Origin of the sequence: Hydrogenophaga sp. YM1 (genome assembly GCF_016903055.1) — a bacterium.
Lineage (GTDB): Bacteria > Pseudomonadota > Gammaproteobacteria > Burkholderiales > Burkholderiaceae_C > Hydrogenophaga > Hydrogenophaga borbori.
The window spans coordinates 4,196,927-4,217,070 of sequence record NZ_CP070223.1 but is presented as its reverse complement, the minus strand read 5'-3'; the positions used below and the strand labels follow the sequence as shown (position 1 = coordinate 4,217,070).

At 72.4% G+C, this 20,144-nt stretch carries 20 protein-coding genes; 10 read left to right on the top strand and 10 right to left on the bottom strand.

Annotated features, from left to right (window positions below; all coding sequences use genetic code 11):
• Positions 1 to 3: 3 nt before the first annotated feature.
• Genes JNX00_RS19830 through JNX00_RS19820 form a run of 3 tightly spaced genes read right to left on the bottom strand, consistent with a single transcriptional unit; the run spans position 4 to position 3,000 of the window.
• Positions 4 to 1,524 carry a tripartite tricarboxylate transporter permease gene (locus JNX00_RS19830; protein WP_070399378.1) on the bottom strand — a complete coding sequence of 507 codons (1,521 nt, stop codon included), beginning with the start codon at positions 1,522 to 1,524 and terminating at the stop codon, positions 4 to 6.
• Entirely contained in the window at positions 1,521 to 2,021 is a 501-nt protein-coding gene (locus JNX00_RS19825; RefSeq protein ID WP_083293180.1) for a tripartite tricarboxylate transporter TctB family protein, read from the bottom strand. Before JNX00_RS19825 ends, JNX00_RS19830 begins: the two co-directional genes overlap by 4 nt.
• A 7-nt stretch (positions 2,022 to 2,028) precedes the next feature.
• Positions 2,029 to 3,000, bottom strand: a complete 972-nt coding sequence (locus JNX00_RS19820) for a tripartite tricarboxylate transporter substrate binding protein (RefSeq protein WP_070399380.1) — start codon at positions 2,998 to 3,000, stop codon at positions 2,029 to 2,031.
• A 126-nt stretch (positions 3,001 to 3,126) separates the two neighbouring features.
• Here JNX00_RS19820 and JNX00_RS19815 point away from each other — a divergent pair, with 126 nt between their 5' ends.
• Complete coding sequence (locus tag JNX00_RS19815; protein WP_070399381.1) at positions 3,127 to 4,044, top strand: LysR substrate-binding domain-containing protein; 918 nt, start codon at positions 3,127 to 3,129, stop codon at positions 4,042 to 4,044.
• Here JNX00_RS19815 and JNX00_RS19810 read toward each other — a convergent pair.
• The 3 genes from JNX00_RS19810 to JNX00_RS19800 are packed head-to-tail and all read right to left on the bottom strand — an operon-like array spanning position 4,035 to position 7,329.
• Positions 4,035 to 5,360 carry a sulfatase-like hydrolase/transferase gene (locus JNX00_RS19810; RefSeq protein ID WP_070399382.1) on the bottom strand — a complete coding sequence of 442 codons (1,326 nt, stop codon included), beginning with the start codon at positions 5,358 to 5,360 and terminating at the stop codon, positions 4,035 to 4,037. The two genes, JNX00_RS19815 and JNX00_RS19810, sit on opposite strands and share 10 nt — an antisense overlap.
• 7 nt (positions 5,361 to 5,367) lie before the next feature.
• On the bottom strand, positions 5,368 to 6,336 hold the full coding sequence (locus JNX00_RS19805) for a tripartite tricarboxylate transporter substrate binding protein (protein ID WP_070399383.1): 969 nt from the start codon (positions 6,334 to 6,336) through the stop codon (positions 5,368 to 5,370).
• Between the two features lie 30 nt (positions 6,337 to 6,366).
• Positions 6,367 to 7,329: a tripartite tricarboxylate transporter substrate-binding protein gene (locus JNX00_RS19800; RefSeq protein WP_204743394.1), complete on the bottom strand. Its 963-nt coding sequence runs from the start codon at positions 7,327 to 7,329 to the stop codon at positions 6,367 to 6,369.
• A gap of 110 nt (positions 7,330 to 7,439) precedes the next feature.
• On the opposite strand from JNX00_RS19800, the gene JNX00_RS19795 reads away from it, so the two are divergent.
• From JNX00_RS19795 to JNX00_RS19775, 5 genes are all read left to right on the top strand, one after another.
• Positions 7,440 to 7,958, top strand: coding sequence for a MarR family transcriptional regulator (locus JNX00_RS19795; RefSeq protein WP_070399385.1), 519 nt, complete (start codon positions 7,440 to 7,442; stop codon positions 7,956 to 7,958).
• Between the two features lie 83 nt (positions 7,959 to 8,041).
• On the top strand, positions 8,042 to 9,103 hold the full coding sequence (locus JNX00_RS19790; protein WP_070399386.1) for a cyclopropane-fatty-acyl-phospholipid synthase family protein: 1,062 nt from the start codon (positions 8,042 to 8,044) through the stop codon (positions 9,101 to 9,103).
• A 4-nt stretch (positions 9,104 to 9,107) separates the two neighbouring features.
• Complete coding sequence (locus tag JNX00_RS19785; RefSeq protein ID WP_070399387.1) at positions 9,108 to 9,914, top strand: DUF1295 domain-containing protein; 807 nt, start codon at positions 9,108 to 9,110, stop codon at positions 9,912 to 9,914.
• Positions 9,911 to 10,549: a DUF6134 family protein gene (locus tag JNX00_RS19780; protein WP_139147053.1), complete on the top strand. Its 639-nt coding sequence runs from the start codon at positions 9,911 to 9,913 to the stop codon at positions 10,547 to 10,549. Before JNX00_RS19785 ends, JNX00_RS19780 begins: the two co-directional genes overlap by 4 nt.
• Positions 10,550 to 10,584: 35 nt before the next feature.
• The gene (locus JNX00_RS19775) at positions 10,585 to 11,070 is read left to right on the top strand and encodes a DUF2177 family protein (protein ID WP_204743392.1); all 486 of its coding nucleotides are present in this window, start codon (positions 10,585 to 10,587) and stop codon (positions 11,068 to 11,070) included.
• On the opposite strand, the gene JNX00_RS19770 is transcribed toward JNX00_RS19775, so the two are convergent.
• Positions 11,033 to 11,719: a ChrR family anti-sigma-E factor gene (locus JNX00_RS19770; protein ID WP_204743390.1), complete on the bottom strand. Its 687-nt coding sequence runs from the start codon at positions 11,717 to 11,719 to the stop codon at positions 11,033 to 11,035. The genes JNX00_RS19775 and JNX00_RS19770 overlap by 38 nt on opposite strands.
• Before the next feature lie 33 nt (positions 11,720 to 11,752).
• Entirely contained in the window at positions 11,753 to 12,340 is a 588-nt protein-coding gene (locus tag JNX00_RS19765; RefSeq protein ID WP_239478188.1) for a sigma-70 family RNA polymerase sigma factor, read from the bottom strand.
• Between the two features lie 207 nt (positions 12,341 to 12,547).
• Here JNX00_RS19765 and JNX00_RS19760 point away from each other — a divergent pair, with 207 nt between their 5' ends.
• Genes JNX00_RS19760 through JNX00_RS19745 form a run of 4 tightly spaced genes read left to right on the top strand, consistent with a single transcriptional unit; the run spans position 12,548 to position 16,848 of the window.
• Positions 12,548 to 13,918, top strand: coding sequence for an FAD-dependent oxidoreductase (locus JNX00_RS19760; RefSeq protein WP_204743386.1), 1,371 nt, complete (start codon positions 12,548 to 12,550; stop codon positions 13,916 to 13,918).
• Positions 13,915 to 14,772, top strand: coding sequence for a DUF1365 domain-containing protein (locus tag JNX00_RS19755; RefSeq protein WP_239478187.1), 858 nt, complete (start codon positions 13,915 to 13,917; stop codon positions 14,770 to 14,772). Before JNX00_RS19760 ends, JNX00_RS19755 begins: the two co-directional genes overlap by 4 nt.
• Positions 14,773 to 14,783: 11 nt before the next feature.
• Entirely contained in the window at positions 14,784 to 16,040 is a 1,257-nt protein-coding gene (locus JNX00_RS19750) for a cyclopropane-fatty-acyl-phospholipid synthase family protein (protein WP_083293182.1), read from the top strand.
• 58 nt (positions 16,041 to 16,098) lie between these two features.
• Positions 16,099 to 16,848, top strand: coding sequence for a YoaK family protein (locus JNX00_RS19745; RefSeq protein ID WP_070399391.1), 750 nt, complete (start codon positions 16,099 to 16,101; stop codon positions 16,846 to 16,848).
• A gap of 98 nt (positions 16,849 to 16,946) precedes the next feature.
• Here the strand turns inward: JNX00_RS19745 and JNX00_RS19740 are convergent, their stop codons facing one another.
• The gene (locus JNX00_RS19740) at positions 16,947 to 18,302 is read right to left on the bottom strand and encodes a TonB family protein (RefSeq protein ID WP_070399392.1); all 1,356 of its coding nucleotides are present in this window, start codon (positions 18,300 to 18,302) and stop codon (positions 16,947 to 16,949) included.
• Positions 18,303 to 18,348: 46 nt separating this feature from the next.
• Positions 18,349 to 20,034, bottom strand: a complete 1,686-nt coding sequence (locus tag JNX00_RS19735; RefSeq protein WP_239478186.1) for an FAD-dependent oxidoreductase — start codon at positions 20,032 to 20,034, stop codon at positions 18,349 to 18,351.
• Positions 20,035 to 20,144 lie beyond the last annotated feature (110 nt).

Here is a 20,144-nt window from a genome sequence, read left to right as displayed (position 1 = left end):
GTTTTACGAAGAGGCTTGCTGGCGCGCCTCGCGCGCCCGCCAGTGCAGCCGCAGGCCGCGCACCAGGGGCTGCAGCACGGCCAGCGCGCAGGCGGCCAGCAGCGCGGCGGCGATCGGGCGCATGAAGAAGATGGACCAGGACCCGGAGGAGACGCTGAGCGACTGGCGCAGCGTCGACTCCAGGATGTCGCCCAGCACCAGGCCCAGCACCAGCGGGATCACCGGCAGGCGGCCCAGGGCGCAGGCCCAGCCGAGCACGCCTGCGCCGAGCGCGACCCACACGCCGTACATGGAGCTGCTGGTGGAGTAGGCGCCGGTGAAGCACAGGGCCAGGATCGCCGCGCCCAGCCAGCGCGGGTCGAGCCGGCTGAGCCGCGCGAAAGGCCGCGCCAGCACCAGCAGCAGGAGCATGGTGGCGATGTTGATCGACACCAGCGCAGCGAAGATGCCATAGACCAGGTCGGGCTGGTCGGTGAACAGCGTGGGGCCCGGAACGATGCCGTGCACGATGAACACGCCCATGATGATGGCGGTGATGGCGTCGCCGGGGATGCCCAGGGTGAGCACGGTCAGCATGGCGCCGCCGCTGTTGGCGTTGTTGGCGGTCTCGGCGGCGACGATGCCCTCGGGGTTGCCCTGGCCGAAGCTCTCGGGCTGTTTCGCGGCGCGGCGCGCGGCGAAGTACGACATGGTGGTCGACAGCGCCGAGCCCACGCCGGGCAGGATGCCGATGGCCGTGCCGATGCCCAGCGAGCGCAGCAGGGTTCGCGGGTAGCGCAGCGGCTCCAGGAAATGCTCCAGCCGCGGCTTGCCGAAGGCGGCCATGGGCTCCGCCGTGCGCTCGCCGGGCGGGCTGGACAGCAGCACCAGGGCCTGCGCCACGCCGAACAGGCCGATCACCACCGGCACCAGGGGCAGGCCGGTTTGCAGCGCGGTGAGGCCGAAGGTGAAGCGCTGCTCGTTGGAGGTGGGGTCGATGCCGACCGTGCCGATCAGCAGGCCCAGGCCGATCATCATCACCGCGCCGGCGATCTGGCGCTCATAGGCGCGGGCGATGAAGATCATGGCCAGCAGCGCGGCCATGAAGTTCTCGGCCGCGCCGAAGCGGCTGGTGAACTGCGAGACCGGCGCGGCGACGAAGGCCAGCACCAGCGCGCTCACGATGCCACCGACGAAGGCCGAGGCGAAGGCCAGCGACAGCGCACGCTCGGCCTCGCCGCGCTCGGCCATGGGCGCGCCGTCGAACATGGTCATGATGGATGAGGCCTCGCCCGGCGTGCGGATCAGGATGGAGGTGACCGCGCCGCCGTAGTACGCGCCGACGTAGATGCCCAGCAACAGCGTGATGCCGGCCAGCGGGTTCATGCCATAGGTCAGCGGCAGCATCACCGCGATGGCCACGCCCGGGCCGATGCCGGGCAGCACGCCGATCACCACGCCGGTGAGGGCGCCCACGGCCACGGCCAGCAGCACGGCCGGGTGGGCCAGCCCCGCGAAGCCCATGAAGGGTTCGATCCAGCTCATGCCAGCCACCCTTTGATCCATGGTTCGATCCAGGGCTCGGGGAACCACACGTGGAACAGCTCGACGAAGACCAGCTGCAGCACCGTGGCCGCGATCACGGCGAACAGCGCCGAGGCGCGCCAGGGCAGGCCGGCGCCGCGGCAGGCGGCGAGCAGGAACAGCGCCACGCCCGGGGCGAAGCCCAGCAGCAGCACAGCGGGCACCAGCAGAACGAAGAGCGCGAGCCCGGCCAGCGCCACGCCGAGGCGGCCTTCACCGGTCTCCACTTCCTCGTCGCCCAGGGCCGCGTCGCCGCGCTGGTGCAGGCGCAGCAGGTGGACCAGCGCGCCCAGCAGGATCAGCCCGGCCGCCAGCAGCGGAAAGGCGCCGGCGGATTCGTACCAGTGCGCGGCCAGCTCCGTGCCATTCACCAGCGCCGGCAGGTTCAGGGCGATGGCCCCGGCCATGAGGCCCAGGACCACCGAAAGGGATCGCGCCACGGCGCCCGGCAGACTCATCGCGCGCTCACTTCTTCACCAGACCCAGCGATTCCATGACCGGGCGCAGCCAGGCCGCGTCCTGCTGCATCAGCGCGCTGGTCTGCTCGGGCGAGAGGTGCTCGAACAGCGTGCCCGATCTGTCGGCGTAGGCCTTCACCAGCGGGTCCTGCAGCGCGGCGTCGAGCGCCGTGGCCAGCGTCTGGATGATCTCGGGCGGCGTGCCCTTGGGCGCAAACAGGCCGGTCCAGATCGACACGTCGAAGCCGTAGCCCAGCTCCTTGGCGGTCGGCACGTCGGGGAAGGCGGGCAGGCGCTTGGGCGTCATGGCCACCAGCACGCGCGCGTTGCCGGCCTTGACCTGTCCCATGATGTTGATCGACTCGACCGTCACCACGTCGGCGTCGCCCGCGTTGAGCTGGGTGTAGCCCGGCGAAGGGTAGGAGACCAGCTTGGGCTTCCAGCCGTCGATGCCGGACATGCGCACCACGCTTTGCGTGGGCACGGCACCCGGACCGAAGTTGCCCAGGATCACTTCCTTGCCCTTGGCGTGCGCGGCCAGCTCCTTCATGGTCTTGAAGGGCGCGTCGGCCTTGGCAGCCACCACGAAGGGCAGCACGTTGTAGATGCCGATGGGCGCCATGTCGGTCATGGCGTAGGGTGCATTGCCGGCGATCACCTGCGAGACCGCCGGGCCGATGTTGATCGAGCCCAGGGTGTAGCCGTCGGGCGCGGCCTTCACGAACTCGGCGGTGCCGATGACCGCCTGGCCGCCCGGCTTGTTGATCACCTGCACCGGCACGCGCAGCTGCTTGCTCAGCGCCTGCGAGACGGTGCGCATGCCGACGTCGGCCGAGGTGCCGGCGGGCCAGGGCACCACCACCTCGATGGGCTTGCTGGGGTACTTGGCCTGCGCGTGCGCCAGGCCGGCGATGAGCAGGCCGGTGGCCGCGGCGAGAGTGGTGCGCAGCAGGAAGCGGCGCCGCTGGAGGAAGCTCATGTTGTCTCCTGTCGTTTGTGTGGGGAGAGGGTGGGAGCGATGCTAGGGAGGGTTCGTGATCGGCACCAAATCGCTTTTGCCGACCTATGATCCGCAAACCCGATCTCCGTAGAAACCCTGGACCTCATGAAACTGCAGACCCTGCAAGCGCTGATCGGCATCGAGGAGCTGGGCAGCATCCGCGCCGCCGCCACGCGCATGCACATGTCGCAGCCCGCGCTCACGGCGGCGATCCAGCAGCTCGAGGCGGAACTGCAGGCGCCCTTGCTGGCGCGCAGCAAGCAGGGGGTGAGCTTCACGCGCTTCGGCCAGGCCTTCATGCGGCACGCGCACCTGATCGTGTCGGAGAGCCAGCACGCGCAGGATGAGATCGCGCAGATGCGCGGCCTGTGGGAGGGGCAGGTGCGCTTCTCCACCTCGCCAGCGATCGCGCTGGCGGTGCTGCCCCAGGCCCTGACCAGCTTCTCGGCCAAGTACCCCGGCGTGGTGCTGTCGGTGCGCGACGGCCTGTACCCCGGCGTCACGCCCGCGCTGCGCGAGGGCACGCTGGACTTCGCGATCACGCCCGCGCATCGGCAGGAGGTGCAGAGCGACATCGTGGCCGAGCCGCTCTACCAGAGCGACATCGTGATCGTTGCGCAGCGCGAGCACCCGCTCGCGCAGGCCACTAGCGTGGCCGAGCTGCGCGACTGCCAGTGGGTGCTGTCGAGCGCGCCGGGCGGGCCGGGGGCGGTCATCGATGAGGTGTTCGCGCGCGCCGGCCTGGGCGAGCCGCGGCTGGGCATGGTGTGCGAATCCTTCCTCGCCCTGCCGGGCGTGGTGACGCATTCGCGCATGCTCTCGACCATGCCGCGCACCCTGTTCGAGATGAACGCCTTTCGCGAGTCGCTGTGCATCGTGCCGGTGCGCGACGCCATGCCCAGCCCGACGATCTGCGTGCTGCGCCGCCACGACCTGCCCCTGACGCCGGCCGCGCGCGAGCTGATCGGCTGGATCCAGCACGTGGCGCTGGCCGGCCGGCGCGCGCTGGCCGATCAGCGCTGAGGCATGTCCTTATACGAGTAGCCCAGGCTCACCGTCGCGTCCTCGGGGATCGGCGGCATGCTGGCGTTCCAGGCCTCCCAGCGCTCGCGCATGGCGGCGAGGCGTTCGGGTTCGCGCGGCGCCAGGTTGGCGCGCTCGCGCGCGTCCTTGGCGATGTTGAAGAGGTAGTCGTTGCCGTCCACGCGCAGGTACTTCCAGTCGCCCTCGCGCAGCGCGCGCTGGCCGCGGTGGTTCATGCGCCAGTGCATGGGGCGCTCGATGCGCGCGCCAGCGTCGCGCCACACGGGCAGCAGCGACACGCCGTCGGGCGCGCAGGCGGGGTCGGGCGCCACGCCGGCGGCGTCCAGCAGGGTGCGCGAGAAGTCCATGCTCATGCCGTGCTGCGCGGTGCTGCCGCCGGCCGGCACCTGCGCGGGCCAGTGCACGATCCAGGGCACGCGGATGCCGCCCTCGGTGAGGTCCATCTTGCCGCCCACCAGGGGCCAGTTGTCCGAGAAGCGCTCGCCGCCGTTGTCGCTGGTGAAGACGACGACGGTGTTCTCGGCCAGGCCGTGCCGCTTGAGCGCGTCCATGATCCAGCCGATGCCTTCGTCCATGTGGTGGATCATGCGGCGGTAGCTCTCCACGTTGCCGCCGTGCAGGTGGAACAGGTTTTTCGCCAGCTCGGGCGCGACGTGGGCGTCGTCGCGCGTTTCCCAGGGCCAGTGCGGCGCGGTGTAGTGCAGGCTCAGCATGAAGGGCGTGCCGCCCTGGGCGCCTGCGGCCATGCGGTCGACGTAGTCCACGGCGCGCCGGCTCAGCAGGTCGGTGAGGTAGCCCTCCTCGGCCTTTTCCTCCTCGCCGAACCACAGGTCGTGGTCGCCGGTGCTGGCGCAGTGGGTGAAGTAGTCCACGCCGCCGGCCATGGGGCCGAAGAACTCCTCGTAGCCCGAGCGCAGCGGCCCGAAGGCCGGCGGGTAGCCCAGGTGCCACTTGCCGATCAGCGCCGTGCGGTAGCCCGCGCCGCGCAGCAGCGAGGGCAGGGTGGGGTGCTCGGGCGGCAGGCCCAGGGTCTGGCTCTTGCGCGCCTTGCTGTTGATGGGCTCCTCGGCCGCGCCGCGCAGCCGGTACTGGTAGCGCATGGTCATCAGCGCGAAGCGCGTGGGCGAGCACACCGGCGAGTTGGAATAGCCCTCGGTGAACTTGAGGCCACCGGCGGCCAGCGCGTCGATGTTCGGCGAGACGCGGCCGAAGCCGGCTTCGCGGCCGCCGTAGCAGCCCAGGTCGGCGTAGCCGAGGTCGTCGCAGACGATGTAGATGATGTTGGGGCGGTTCATGTCGCGATCATTCCACTTTCATGCCGGTGGCCTTCACGATCGCGCCGTAGCGCGCGTTCAGGTCGGCCAGGCGCTGGCTGGCGGCGGCGCCGGTGAGGCCTTCGTAGAACAGGTCCAGGCCGTTCATGCGGGCCTTGACGTCGGGGCGCCGCAGCGTCTCGGCGATGGCCTTGCCGATCTGCTGCACCAGGGCGTCGGGCGTGGCGGCGGGCGCCATCACCACGTAGAGCACCTCCTGCTCCAGGCCTTTGAAGCCGAGCTCGCCCACGGTGGGGATCTCGGGCGCGAGCGCCGAGCGCTGGCGGCTGGTGACGGCCAGGGCGGTGATCTTGCCGGCCTTCACGTGCGGCAGCATGCCCGGCGTGGCCAGCGCGCCGCCGTCCACCTCGCCCGCGAGCACGGCGGTGACGGCCGGTGTGTTGCCGCGGTAGGGCACGTGGGTGAGCTTGTGCCGGGTGGCTTCGGCGAACACCTCCACCGCCAGGTGGCCCGGGCTGCCGCTGCCGGCCGAACTGAAGTTGACGTTCTTCGCCCCGCTCTGCTCCACCAGCTGGGGCAGGGTCTTCAGGCCGGTGGAGGGGTGCACGCCGATCAGCAGGCCCGAGGAGGCCATGATGATCACGGGCTTGAGGTCCGCGGCCTTGAAGCCCTGGTTGGGGTAGAGGTGCGGGTTGATGGTGAAGGTGGTGTCGATGCCGAACAGCAGGGTGTTGCCGTCGGGCGCGGCCTTGGCGGCGTCGGCCGCGCCGATGTTGCCGGCCGCGCCGGGCTTGTTGTCCACCACGAAGTTCTGCTTGAACCGCTCGTGCAGCCCCTGGGAGACCGAGCGCGCCAGGATGTCCGCCGGGCCGCCCGCGGGGAAGTTGGTGACGAAGCGCACGGTCTGCGCGGGCCAGGCCGTCTGGGCGTGCAGGGCGGGGGCGGCGAGGGCGGCGGCGAGGGCAAGGCCCAACAGCGCGCGGCGGCGAGCGGTCATGAAAAAAACTCCTTCGGACAAGGCGGGTGCTCAGTCGAGCTGGATGCCGGTGGCCTTGATCGGGGCCTCCCAGCGCTTGAGGTCGGCCGCCTGGGCGGCGGCCAGTTCGGCGGGCGTGGAGCCCACGGCGTCGTAGCCCAGGCCGAGCAGGCGCTCGCGCAGGGCGGGCGTCTTCACCGCGGCGGCCACGGCCTTGGACAGGCGGTCGCGCGCGGCGGGGTTCATGTTCGCGGGGCCGTACATGGCGAACCAGGCGGTGGCCACCATGTCGATGCCGCTTTCCTTGAGCGTGGGCACCTCGGGCACCTGCGGGTCGCGCTGCGCGCCGGTCACGGCCAGGATGCGCACCTTGTTCGTGCGGTGCAGCTCGGCGGTTTCGGAGACGACGTCGAACTTGTAGTCGATGTGGCCGCCCAGCAGCGCGGTGTTGGCCGGGCCGCCGCCCTGGAAGGGCACGTGGTTGAGCTTGGCGCCCACCTGCTGCTCGAACAGCACGCCCATGAAGTGCGGCAGCGTGCCCAGGCCCGGCGTGCCGTAGGAGGCCACCCCCGGCTGCGCCTTGGCGGCCTGCACCATCTCGCCCACGGTCTTGGCCTTGCTGGCGGGGCCGGCCACCACGCCGAACTGGAAGTTGGCGATCAGCGAGACCGGGCTGAAGTCCTTCACCGCGTCGTAGTCCAGCTTCTTGTAGACGTGCGGGAACAGCACCATGGGGCCGCTGGGCAGCACGATCACGGTGTGGCCGTCGGGCTCGGCGCGCTTGACGAGGTTGAGCGCGATGCGCCCGCCCGCGCCGGGCTTGTTCTCCACCACGATGGGCGCGTACTGGTCGCGCAGGTGCTCGCCGAGCAGGCGGGCCAGGGTGTCGGCCGAGCCGCCGGGCGGAAAGCCCACCACGATCTTCAACGGGGTCTTGTCCTGCGCGAAGGCACCGCCGCCCAGGGCGAGGGCGGCGAGCAGGCTGGCATGGATCAGGCGGCGGCTGAAGGTCATGGTGTGTCTCCGGGTGTGGTTGTCGTGGTGCGGGTGGTCCCGCTTGGAGCCGGCCATGCTAGGGATTCACAATCGATTGCGGAAATCAACCGTTCTACGGGTTTACCCTGATGTCATCCCCCCCTGCCGGGACCGACCGGCTGCTGCACCCCGAGCGCCAGGCCGACTTCCTGCTCTACCGCCTGTACCGCATCCACATCACGGCCGGGCGCACGGTGGTGCGGATGTGCGAGGAGCGGCACGGCATGACGCGGCGCGAGTGGCGCGTGCTGTCCTTCCTGGCCGAGAACGAGGGCGTGCTGTCATCGGCGCTGGCCGAGCGCGCCATGCTGGACCGGGCGCGCACCTCGCGCACCCTGACCTCGTTGGCGGGCAAGGGGCTGATCGAGCGCCGGCCCAAGCCGCACGACCGGCGTGAGGTGCAGATCTTCCTGAGCGAGGCGGGGCGCCGGGTGCACGACGACATCTTCCCGCGCATCGCGGCCATCAACCACGCGCTGGTGCAGGGCCTGACGCCCGAGCAGCGGCGCGCGCTGGACGCCATGGTCGCGCACGTGCAGGCCCTGGCCGACGGCATGCTGGCGGGCGAGGCGCCGCTGGCGCGCGACAACCCGGACGACGACCACTGAGGCGGCGCGTCGGCGCTCCCCCGGCTGATCCACGGCGCGCCCTCCCGCGTACAAGGGCCATTCGCCACTTCATGGGGGCCCGCATGGCGCTCGATCTGTCTTCCGTGGCCCTGCAATGGGCCGAACGTGGCTGGCTGCCCGAGCCGGCTCTGCGCCTGGGCATCCGGCGCCTGCTGCGCGAGCGGCTGGACGAGACCCGCCACCAGGACCCCGAGGGCGCCGCCGCGCTGACGCAGGCCTTCCTGGCCTCGCTGCGGGCCGCGCCCCTGGCGCTGCACACCGACAAGGCGAACGAGCAGCACTACGAGCTGCCGCCCGCCCTGTTCGAGGCCATGCTGGGCCCGCAGCGCAAGTACAGCTGCTGCTGGTGGCCCGAGGGCGTGTCCTCGCTGGAGGCCGCCGAGGAGGCGGCGCTGGCCGAGACGGCCGCGCGCGCCGGCCTGGCCGACGGCCAGCGCATCCTGGAGCTGGGCTGTGGCTGGGGCTCGCTCAGCCTGTGGATGGCGGCGCACTACCCGAACGCCAGCATCCTGGCGGTGTCGAACTCGGCCTCGCAGCGCGCCTTCATCGAAGCCCAGGCGCGCGCGCGCGGGCTGGGCAACCTGCGCGTGCTCACCTGCGACTTCAACGCCTTCGGCGAGGACGGCGCGCACGACGGCCAGTTCGATCGCGTGGTGTCGGTCGAGATGTTCGAGCACCTGCGCAACTGGCCCCAGGCCTTCGCCAAGGTGGCGCGCTGGCTGCGCGACGACGGCCGCTTCTTCATGCACGTCTTCGTCCACCGCGAAGCGCCGTACGCCTTCGAGGCCCGCGACGCCAGCGACTGGATGAGCCGCCACTTCTTCTCGGGCGGCATGATGCCCAGCGACGACCTCGCCCTGCTGTGCCAGGACGACCTGGCCCTGCTGGAACGCTGGCGCTGGGACGGGCGCCACTACGCGCGCACCGCGGCGGCCTGGCTGGAGCGGCTGGACGCCCATCGGGAGGCCCTGCGGCCGGTGTTCGAGTCGGTCTATGGCGCGCGCCAGGCGCCGATGTGGTGGCAGCGCTGGCGGCTGTTCCTGCTGTCGGTGGAAGAGCTGTTCGGCTACGACCAGGGGCAGCAGTGGTGGGTGAGCCACTACCTGTTCGCGCCGCGGCGCTGATCCCATGGAGGCCAACCACGCGCTGCTCGCCGCCGCGGCCGCGGGCCTGCTGACCGCCTTCGCGATCGCGCTGCCCACCTGGCTGGCCAGCCTGGCGCTGCGCGACGCCAGCGTCGCCGACCGCGTCTGGCCGGCCTTCGTCGCGGCGCCCGCCCTGGTCTATGCCTGGCGGCTTGGCGCCGACGCGCGGGCCCTGGCCATGCTGCTCATCGCGCTCGCCTGGGCCTTGCGCCTGGGCCTGTTCATCACCTGGCGCAACTGGGGCCACGGCGAAGACCGCCGCTACCGCGACATGCGCGAGCGCCACGGGCCCGGCTTCGCGCTCAAGAGCCTGTACCTGGTGTTCCTGCTGCAGGCGCTGCTGGGCTGGGTGGTTGGCTGGCCCCTGCTGGTGGCCATGGGGCGCGCTGGCGCGGCCTGGGGCCTGTGGGACTGGGCGGGCGCGGCGCTCGCCCTGGGCGGCCTGCTGATGGAAACCGTGGCCGACGCCCAGCTGGCGCGCTTTCGCCGCGACCCCGCGAACCGCGGCCAGGTGATGGACCGGGGCCTGTGGCGTTGCTCGCGCCACCCCAACTACTTCGGCGAGGCCTGCGTGTGGTGGGGCCTGGGCCTGATGGCGCTGGGGGCGGGCGGCGCGGCCGGCGCCTGGTGCCTGGTCTCTCCGCTGCTGATGACGGTGCTGCTGCTGCGGGTGTCGGGTGTGACCCTGCTGGAAAAAGACATCGGCGAGCGCCGCCCCGCCTACCGCGACTACGTGGCGCGCACCAGCGCCTTCTTCCCCTGGCCGCCCCGGCGCGGAGGCGCGCGGTGAGGGCCTGGCGCGGGTGGGCGCTGGCCTGGCTGCTGGCGGGGGCCGCGGCGGCGCCCGCGCGGGCCGAGGTCTGGGCCTTCGAGGTGCGGCTGGACGGCCGGCCGATCGGCTCGCACCGCTTCGAGCTGAGCGGCCCGCCCGAGGCGCGCGAGGTGCAGAGCGTGGCGCGCATGGACGTCACCCTGCTGGGCGTGCCGCTGTACCGCTACCGCCACGAGGCGCGCGAGCGCTGGCGTGGCGATTGCCTGGACGGGGTCAGCGCGCGCACCAACGACGGCGGCGAGACCAGCCAGGTCGAGTGGCCCGACGACACGGCCGGCGCCAGCGGGCCTGTCCGGCCCGCCTGCCTCATGAGCTACGCCTACTGGAACCCCGCGCTGACGCGCCAGACGCAGCTGCTCAACCCGCAGACCGGCCAGCTCGACGCGGTGCGTTTCGAGCGCCTGGCCGATGCGCCGCTGGCGGTGAACGGGCGCGAGGTGACGGCCGCGCGCTGGCGGCTCGTCGCCACCGCGCCCACGCCCGCCGCGACCCGCCAGACGCTGACCCTGTGGCTGGAGCGCGCCAGTGGCCGCTGGATCGGCCTCGACGCCCTGGTCCGGGGCGATCGGCTGCTGAGCTACCGGTTGCCCTGAGGCCTGTCTTTTTCTTTTTTTTGGCGGAGACCCCCATGCCACACGCGACTTCCCACGCCCCGGCCGCGACGGCCTCGACCGGTGCCGCGCCGGCCTGGCGCTGGCCGCTGGCCTATGCGCTCACCGCGCTGGTGTTCCTGGCGCTGGACGCGGTCTGGCTGAGCAGCATGCACACCACGCTGTACCAGCCCGCCATCGGCCATCTGTTGTCCGGCACCGTGGACTGGACGGCCGCCGGCCTGTTTTATGTCCTGTACATCACCGGCCTGCTGGTGTTTGCCGTGGCGCCCGCGCTGTCCTCCGGCCGCTGGGGCACCGCGCTGGGCCGCGGGGCGCTGTTCGGGCTCCTGGCCTACGCGACCTACGACCTCACGAATCAGGCCACGCTGCGCGACTGGCCCTGGCGCGTGACGCTGGCGGACCTCGCCTGGGGCGCTTTCGTCAGCGGCACGGCCTCGGGCCTGGCGGCCCGGCTCACCCTGGCTACATGCCGACGAGCCCGCCCAGCCAGCGGGCGATGACCCCATCGAAGGCCAGCCGGCCGTCGACCGAGGCGAGGCAGATGCACTCGCCACCGTCCTGCACCACCGGCTGGTGGTGGACATCGGCATCGGCGAGGTCGAAGTCGCCCGGGCCGAACAGGGCGCGCCCGTCATGGAAGTGGCCGTAGAGGATCTGCGTCAGCTCGGTGCCGCGGTGGGTGTGCCGGGGCAGGTACTTGCCGGCGCCGATGCGCAGCAGGAAGACGTTGGCATCGGGCGCGTCGGGCACGTTCACGCGGCTCCAGCGCATGCCCGGCCCCAGCCAGCGCCAGCGGGTGGCGCTGCAATCGGCCAGGGCGCGTGGCCACACGGCGCCCAGGGGCAGCGGGGGCGGCGCGCTGGGCCGGCGCGGCGCCCGGTCGCCCAGCGTGGGGACGGGCGGGTGTGGCTCGATGCGCGCGATCCGATCGAGGGCGCGCGCCAGCGCGTCTTCCCGCAGCGGCGCGGGCGGCTGCTCGTCCAGCAGCACCCCGCCCAGGGCGCGCAGCGCCGCCACGCGCTGGCGGCAGGTGGCGCAGAGTTCCAGGTGGGTGGCCACCACCAGCCGCGCCCCGATCGGCAGGCCGACCGCGGCATGCGACAGCAGCAGTTCGTCGCTGGGGTGGTGGTGAATCTCGGGGGCGTCCATGGTCGGGTTCGGCAAGGGGATCGTTGGGTGGCCTCAGGTGTCGAGCAACTTGCGCAACTGGGCCACGGCCAGCCGGATGCGCGACTTGACCGTGCCCAGCGGCAGGCCGAGTTCGGTCGCGATGCGCGCGTGCGGCTCGTCTTCGTAATAGGACAGGCGCAGCACCTGCGCCTGCTCGGCGGGCAGCCGCTCCAGCGCCTCGCGCACGCGCTGCGCCAGCCGCTGTGCGTCGGTCTGCTCGGCCAGCCCGGGGCCGTCGGCCGGGAGCTGGTCGAACTCGAAGCATTCGTCGCCCGCGAAGTCCAGCCGTTGCCGGCGCGAGGCGTCCACGCGCAGGTGGCGCGCGATGGTGAACACCCAGGTCGACACCGCGGCCTGCGCCGGGTCGAACAGCGCGGCCTTGCGCCAGACCATGGCCATGGCCTCCTGGGCCAGGTCCTCGGCGGCCTCGTCGCTGCTGCCGGTGCGCATCAGGTAGCTTTTCACGCGCGGGGCGAAGTGCTGGAACAGGCGGGCGAAGGCCTGCGGGTCCCGGTGTTCGGCGATGCGGCGCAACTGGGCCGGCCAGTCCTCGGACGGGTCGGGCGCGGCGCGGTCGGCGTGGAGCGGAACGATGGTCAAGTGCGGCGTCCTGGGCGGGCTCGGCGGGGTCCCGCCCGGGGGGGTGACCCAGGGGGTGGAGGATTCGTCGCGTCGAGCTTGGCCCATGGCCCTTCTACGCGGCGCGCGGGGGATTGGATCATCGCCCAGTCCGGGATGGCGCGGCGGGGAATCCAAAACCGCCCGGCCTGCGTACAAGCTGGGCCTCACCGACCGAAAGCCACCCCCATGAGCCGTTCCCCCGACCTCGATACGCCACCGCGCGCCCGAACCGGCGGCGACCGCCTGCGCATCGCCGTCGTCGGCGGCGGCATCGCCGGCCTGTCCTGCGCCTGGCTGCTGTCGCGCCGCCACGCCGTCGAGCTGTTCGAGGCCGAGGCGCGGACCGGCGGCCACAGCCACACGGTGGACGCGCCCTGCGGCGCGCGGCAGGTGCCGGTGGACACCGGCTTCATCGTCTATAACGAGCCCGCCTACCCCAATCTCACCGCGCTCTTTCGCCACCTGCGGGTGCCGACCCGGGCCTCGGACATGTCGTTCGCGGTGAGCCTGGACCGGGGCGGCCTGGAGTACGCCGGCACCGACCTCGGCGGCCTGTTCGCGCAGCGCGCCAACCTGCTGCGCCCACGCTTCTGGCGCATGCTGGCCGAGCTCTGGCGCTTCTACCGCGAGGCCCCGCGCGACGCGGCGGCCTGCGGCGGGCTGTCGCTGGACGCCTACCTGGACGCCCGGGGCTACGGCCGCGCCCTGCGCGACGACCACCTCTACCCCATGGGCGCGGCGATCTGGTCTTGCTCGGCCGAGCGCATCGGCCAGTACCCGGTGGCCGCCTTCGTGCGCTTCTGCGAGAACCACGGCCTGCTCCAGGTATCGGGCCGGCCGGTCTGGCGCACCGTCGACGGCGGCAGCCGCGAGTACGTGCGCCGCCTGGTGGGCGACTTCGACGGCCACATCCACCACGAGGCGCCGGTGACCGCGCTCGAGCGCGGGCCCGCGGGCGTGCGGCTGCGTCTGCGCGACGGCGGCTGGACGCCGGCCTTCGATCAGGTGGTGCTGGCCACCCACGCGGACCAGTCGCTGCGCCTGCTGGCCGAGCCGACGCAGGCCGAGCGCCGCCTGCTCGGGGCCTTCGGCTACACGCGCAACCTCGCGGTGTTGCACAGCGACCCCGCGCTGATGCCGCGCCGCCGCGCGGTCTGGTCGAGCTGGAACTACCTGGCCGAGCGCGGCGCCCAAGCCGCGCCGACGGTGACCTACTGGATGAACCGGCTGCAGCCGCACCTGCCCCAGGGGCGGGAAGCGCCGCCGCTGTTCGTCTCCCTCAACCCGGCGGCGGCGCCGCGGCGCGAGCACCTGATCCGCACCGAGGTCTACGAGCACCCGAGCTTCGACGCCGCGGCCATCGCGGCGCAGCGCGAGCTCTGGTCGCTGCAGGGCGAGCGCAACACCTGGTTCTGCGGGGCCTACTTCGGCTCGGGCTTTCACGAAGATGGCCTGCAGGCCGGGCTTGCGGTGGCCGAGGCGCTGGGCGGCGTGCGCCGGCCCTGGACCGTGGACGGCGAGTCCGCGCGCATCCACCTGCCCGGGGCCTTGGCGTGACGACGCCTCGGCCGGCGCCACCGCCCCCCGCCGCCGCGCCGGCCCTGGCGTGGCGCTCGGCGCTGTACGACGGGCGGGTGGTGCACCAGCGGCCGGGCCCGGTGCGGCACCGCCTGGCGTACCGCATGTTCTCGCTGCTGCTCGATATCGATGAGCTGGCGTCGCTGCACGCGCGCCTGCGCTGGTTCTCCGTCGGGCGCTTCAACCTGTTCAGCCTGTGGCCCTCGGACCACGGCGACGGCAGCGCCCACGACGCCGCGGGCCTGCGCGCCCAGCTGGACGCGCGCCTGCGCGAGGCCGGCCTGCCGGTGGGTGGCGCCATTCGCCTGCTGGCCCTGCCGCGCGTGCTCGGCTATGCCTTCAACCCCCTGAGCGTGTGGTTCTGCGACGCGCCGGACGGGCGCTTGCAGGCCATCGTCTATGAGGTCAACAACACCTTCGGCGAGCGCCACAGCTACCTGATCGAGGTGCCCGAGGCGCAGCGCGGTGCGCGCCTGATCGAGCAAGGCTGCGACAAGCGCCTGTTCGTGTCGCCGTTCCTGGACATGGAGCTGGCCTACCGCTTCCGCATCGAGCCGCCGGGCGAGCGCCTGTCCATCGGCGTCGGCGTGCACCGCCGCGACGGCGGCGCCGCCGTGCTGCACGCGCGGCTGGACGCCCGGCGCCGGCCGCTCAGCGATGGCGCGCTGTGGCGGACCTTCTTCGCCTACCCGCTGCTGACGCTCAAGGTGATCGTCGGCATCCACTGGGAAGCGCTGCACCTGTGGCGCAAGGGCGCGCGGCTGCGGCCGCGCCCGGCCCCGCCGGCCCAGGCCATGAGCGTCGTGCGCTCCGGCGATTCTTCTTCCTCCTGACGCGAGCACCCATGTCCCACGACACCCCTTCCTTGCGGCCCGTCCCCCACCACGCGGCCCCGGCGGCGCCGGCGGCCACCCTGAGCGGCGACGCCTCGGGCCTGCGCCAGGCGCCGCTGCGCCGGCTGCTGTCGCGCGTGCGCGCCGGCCGGTTGCTCCTGACCCTGCCCGACGGCGCGCGCCTGCAGGCGCAGGGCGCCGCGCCGGGCCCGAGCGCGGAGCTGCGCCTGCACCGCTGGCGCCCCTTGCTGCGCCTGCTGCAGCAGGGCGACCTGGGCCTGGCCTGGTCGTACCGCGACGGCGACTGGAGCACGCCCGATCTGGTGGCCCTGCTGTCCTTCGGGCTGGCGAACGAGGCCGCGCTGGACGGCGCCATCTCCGCGCCCGCGCCGGCGCGCTGGCTCGCGCGGCTGCTGCACCGCCTCAACGCCAATACGCGGCGCGGCAGCCGCCACAACATCGCCGCCCACTACGACCTGGGCAACCGCTTCTATGAGCGCTGGCTGGACGGCAGCATGCTGTACTCGAGCGCGCTGTACGACGGGCCGGCGGACTCGCTGGAGGCCGCGCAGGCGCGCCGGCTGGAGCGCATCCTCGGGCTGCTGGACGTGCGGCCGGGCCAGCGCGTGCTCGAAATCGGCTGCGGCTGGGGCACGCTGGCCGCCACGCTGGCGCGGCGCGGCGCCGAGGTGGTGGGCGTCACGCTCTCGACCGAGCAGCTGGCCTTCGCGCGCGAGCGCGCCGCCGCCTGGGGCGTGGCCGATCGGGTCGATCTGCGGCTGCAGGACTACCGCGACGTCGAGGGCCGCTACGACCGCGTGGTCTCCATCGAAATGATCGAGGCCGTGGGCGAGGCCTATTGGCCGGTCTACTTCGCCACGCTGCGCGAGCGGCTCAAGCCCGGCGGCGTGGCCGTGCTGCAGGCGATCACCATCGACGAGCGCCGTTTCGAGGGCTACCGCGACAACCCGGACTTCATCCAGCGCTGCATCTTTCCCGGCGGCATGCTGCCTTCGCCCGAGCGGATGGCGCAGCAGGCGCGCCAGGCGGGGCTGCGCCTGAGCACCGAACTGCGCTTTGGCCACAGCTACGCGCGCACGCTGGCCGATTGGCGGCGGCGCTTCCAGGCCGAGTGGCCGGCCATCGAGGCCCAGGGCTTCGACGCGCGCTTCAAGCGCCTGTGGGAGTACTACCTCGGCTACTGCGAGGCCGGCTTCCTGGCCGGGCGCGTCGACGTCGGCCTGTACCGCCTGGTCCACGAGAACTGAAGGCGCGCCGGGGGGCGCGGGACAATCGGGGCCACGACAGCGATCCCGGAGTGTTCCCATGCCCATCCAATACGCGCGATTCCTTGTCGGCCGCGAGCGCACGCTGGCGGCCAACCGGCAGGTGGGGCTGCTGCTGGCCTTCGTCGCCGGGGCCATCAACGCGGGCGGTTTTTTGGCCGTGCGGCAGTACACCTCGCACGTGACCGGGCTGGTCTCGTCCATGGCCGACCACCTGGTGCTGGGCGAGGGCGCGCTGGTGGCCTCGGCGCTGGCGGCGGTGCTGGCTTTCCTGCTGGGCGCCATGTGCTGCGCGGTGATGGTCAATTTCGCGCGCCGGCGCGCCATGGCCAGCGAGTACGCCTTGCCGCTGCTGCTGGAGGCCCTGCTCATCCTGTGCTTCGGGCTGATGGGCGCCTGGCTGGCGCGCTTCGAGGGCCTGTTGATCCCGGCCACCGTGGCCCTGCTGTGCTTCATCATGGGCCTGCAGAACGCGGTGGTGACCAAGCTGTCGAACGCGGTCATCCGCACCACGCACATGACGGGCGTGGTGACCGACCTGGGCATCGAGCTCGGCAAGCTGCTGTACTGGAACCGCGCCGAAGGGCCCCAGCCCGTGGTGCGCGCCGACCGCGACCGCATGCGCGTGCTGGGCGGCCTGCTGGGCGCCTTCGTGGGCGGCGGGGTGGTGGGCGCCTACGGCTTCAAGCGCCTGGGCTACGGCTTCACGGTGCCACTGGCGGTGGCGCTCACGGTGGTGGCGCTGGTGCCGGTGTGGGACGACTGGCAGCGGCGGGGGCGCAGGGACTGAGGCGGGGCCCTGGTGGACGGCGCGTCGACCGTGGACAAAGCCCGATCGCGCATCCCCGTCCGCTCACGAACCAACCGCTGTCCGGCATGGTGGGGCTGTCAGGGATCCAGAACGAATCGGAACGGGATCCGCACCGTGGACTCCGTTTCCAGGCCGTCGCGGTCCCTGGCAGGGTGAAAGCGCGAGGCGGACACGCTGTCCAGTGCGGCCTGATCGAGGCTGGCGTAGCCGGAACTGGACGCGACGGCTGGGCGCAGGGGGACACCGTCCGCCCCGATGCGCACGCGCACGCTCACGACGCCGGTGTGTCCGTGCCGACGCGCGGCGGCCGGGTAGGCCGGCGGGACCGTGGTCCGCGCGGCCGGCTTCGTCACGGCCCGCCGCTGCTCCATTCTTTGCTCGTCTTGCGCGAGGGCCTGTGCCTGCGCGGCGTAGCGGGCGGTGGCGTCCTGGTCCCCCACACGCTCTGCCTGGTCACGCAACCAGTCGACGATGGGGCGCTCCCATGGCGTGGGCGCTCCCGGTAGGCGCATGGCCTCATCGAGGGCCTTCCTTGCCCAACTGGCGGCCGCTTCGGATGAGCCCTTTCGATCCAGTATGCGAGCCAGAGTGAACTGGCCATTCGCGATGACTGCGCCGGATGCCTGGTGCTCGGTCCAGCGGCGCATGGCCTCTTGCAGTACGGCCTGTGCCTCATCGAGTCGGGCCTGGCTCAATAGGCTGGACGCCAGGGTGTTGTAGGCGTTCGGCCGCAGCCTGGCATGGGCTGGGTTGGCTTCGACGATGGCGATGAGGCGGCGCACGGTCTTCTCGGCCCGGTCGGCGTCCCCCAAGGCCAAATGGTGTTCGGCCTGCGTTTGCAGAACCATGGCGGTCATCTCGCTCGAGGGGCCCAGAGCCGCTTCGCTGTTTCGCAAGGACGACTCCAGCAAGGCCTGTGCGCGCTGCGGCTGCTGCCGGCTCCACAGAAGACGGCCGTGCGCGAGCTGCAGCTGGGCGGCGAGGTCGCGCTCTGCGTCGGCGGGATCGGCGAGAACGTCCAAGGCCTGCTGGTAGTGCGCATCGGCTTCGGCCAGGTGGCCTTGCCGCTCTTGGAGGCCAGCGAGGACGCCCAGATAGGCCGCCATGAGGGCGGGGGGCGCCGGGGGCAGCTGGCGCAGCACCGCAATCGCCTGCTGCATGGGGCGTTCGGCCTTCGCATACAGCCCTTGCGCCCGGTAGGCCTGCGCCAACGACACGAGGCTCACCACCCGTGGATGGCTGATGGGCGGCAGCAGCTGTTCCGACAGGGTGTCGAGCCGTTGCGCCGCGGCGGTAGCGTCCGAATACCGGTGCGCGTCCGACAGCGCTTCAACCTCCTTTCGCAGGTCGTGCCATTGCGCCGGCTGCGCCCAAGCCGCCGTGACGATCGCCCCTGCCAGACAGGCGGCGCGGACACATTGGGTCATCAGCATGTCGGGTCGTCCCCAGAGCGCACCATGAATGGGATGGCATTTAACCTCAGGTGCCGGCCACGCGGCGCCACACCGCCGCCGCCTCGGTCGCCTCGCGGCCGCGCCAGGCCACCACCTGATCGGGTCGCACCAGCAGCAGCTGCCCGTCCAGCACGGGCGCGGCCTCGGCGTCCGAAGGGCAGCGCAGCGCCACGTCCAGGCCGCGCGCCCGACCGGCCTCGGCCAGCGCCTGTCCGTCGGCCTGCAGCGCGGGCGGTGCGAGCACGGTCCACTCGAACCCCAGCTCGTCGAACAGCGAGCGCTCGCCGCCCAGCCAGGCGTGCGGCAGGCGGCCCCCGGGGTTGTTGGAGGGCTCGTAGTGGTTGGCCGCGTCGGGCGGGATGCGGCCGGGGTCGCTGAAGACGATCGGCGAGGCGTCATACCGCTCGCCGAAGGTCACGCCGGGGATGTTGAACTCGCGCCGCACGTGCTCGTTGAGCACCGCGCTGGCGTGTTCGCGCAGGGCCTCGCCCTCTGCACCGGCGGCCTCGAGCGCGGCCGTGGTCTGGAACAGGCCGATGGAATCGGCGAAACCGCGCGCGTAGTTCGTGTTGCGCAGGCCGATGGGGCGGCGCTCGGTCTCGTAGCTGTTCAGCAGCGCGGGGGCCGAGAGCCCTTTCAGTACCGACGCCAGCTTCCAGCCCAGGTTCACCGCGTCGCCCACGGCGGTGTTGTAGCCCAGGCCGCCGGTGGGCGTGAACAGGTGCACCGCGTCGCCAGCCAGGAACACGCGGCCCTGCTGGTAGCGATCGGCCACCAGCGAGTGGCCCGCGATCCAGGTGCCGGTGGACAACACCTCGACGGGCAAGTCCATGCCGCTGGCCTGCGCGAACAGGCGCTTCGCGTCCTCGTGCGTCCAGTCCGACGGGTCTTCATGCGCGTGCACGGCCGCGTGGAAGGCGAACTCGCCCTGGCCGTCCACCGACGCCATGAACACGCGCCGCTCGTGGTTCACGCTCACGTACATCCAGGCCACGTCGTGCGGCAACTGCTCATAGAACGTGGGTGCGCGCAGGTAGACCGCGAACATGCGCCCGCCCATGAACTCGCGCTGCACGCCGGTGGCGCCGCCGTAGGCGATGCCCAGGGCCTGGCGCACCACGCTGCGCGCGCCGTCGGCGCCCACCAGGTAGCGCGCGCGCACGGGCACGGCGGTGCCGCTGCCGTCGGCCGGGGCCACGAGTGCGTCCACGCCCTCGGCGTCCTGCTCGAATTCCACCAGCCGCCAGCCAAAGCCCACGGGCCGGCCGGTGCGCGCCTCGGCGTGGCGGCGCAGCACCGCTTCCACGAACTTCTGCGACACGCGGTGCGGCAGCTCGGCCGCGTTCCAGGCGCCGCGCAGGCCGCGCACGTGCTCGCTGGCCTGCGCCGCCGTGGGCAGGCGCAGCCGCGCCAGCTCGTGCGTGGCGAAGCGCGTGAAGTAAGCGATGTCGGTCGGGTGGTCGCCCGGCAGGCCCATGGCGCGGATCTCCTGCGCGATGCCGATGCGCCGGAAGTGCTCCATGGTGCGCGCCTGCGTGGCATTGGCCTGCGGGTTGAAGGCCGTGGTGGCCTTCGGGTCCACCACCAGGCAGCGGATGCCGCGCAGGCCCAGTTCGTTGGCGAGCATGAGGCCGCAGGGGCCGGCGCCCGCGATGAGCACGTCCACGGCGATCGTCGCGCCCACGCGCTGGGCGTCTTGCAGTTCCTTCACTGTTTCTCCTCGGGTCTGATTCGCAGGGGCCGGCGCCGCGGCCTGGCCGATGCGGGATTGGACCGCCAGAATCGCCCCGGTGGCGCGGCGCGGGCCCCCTGGAAAAGAGT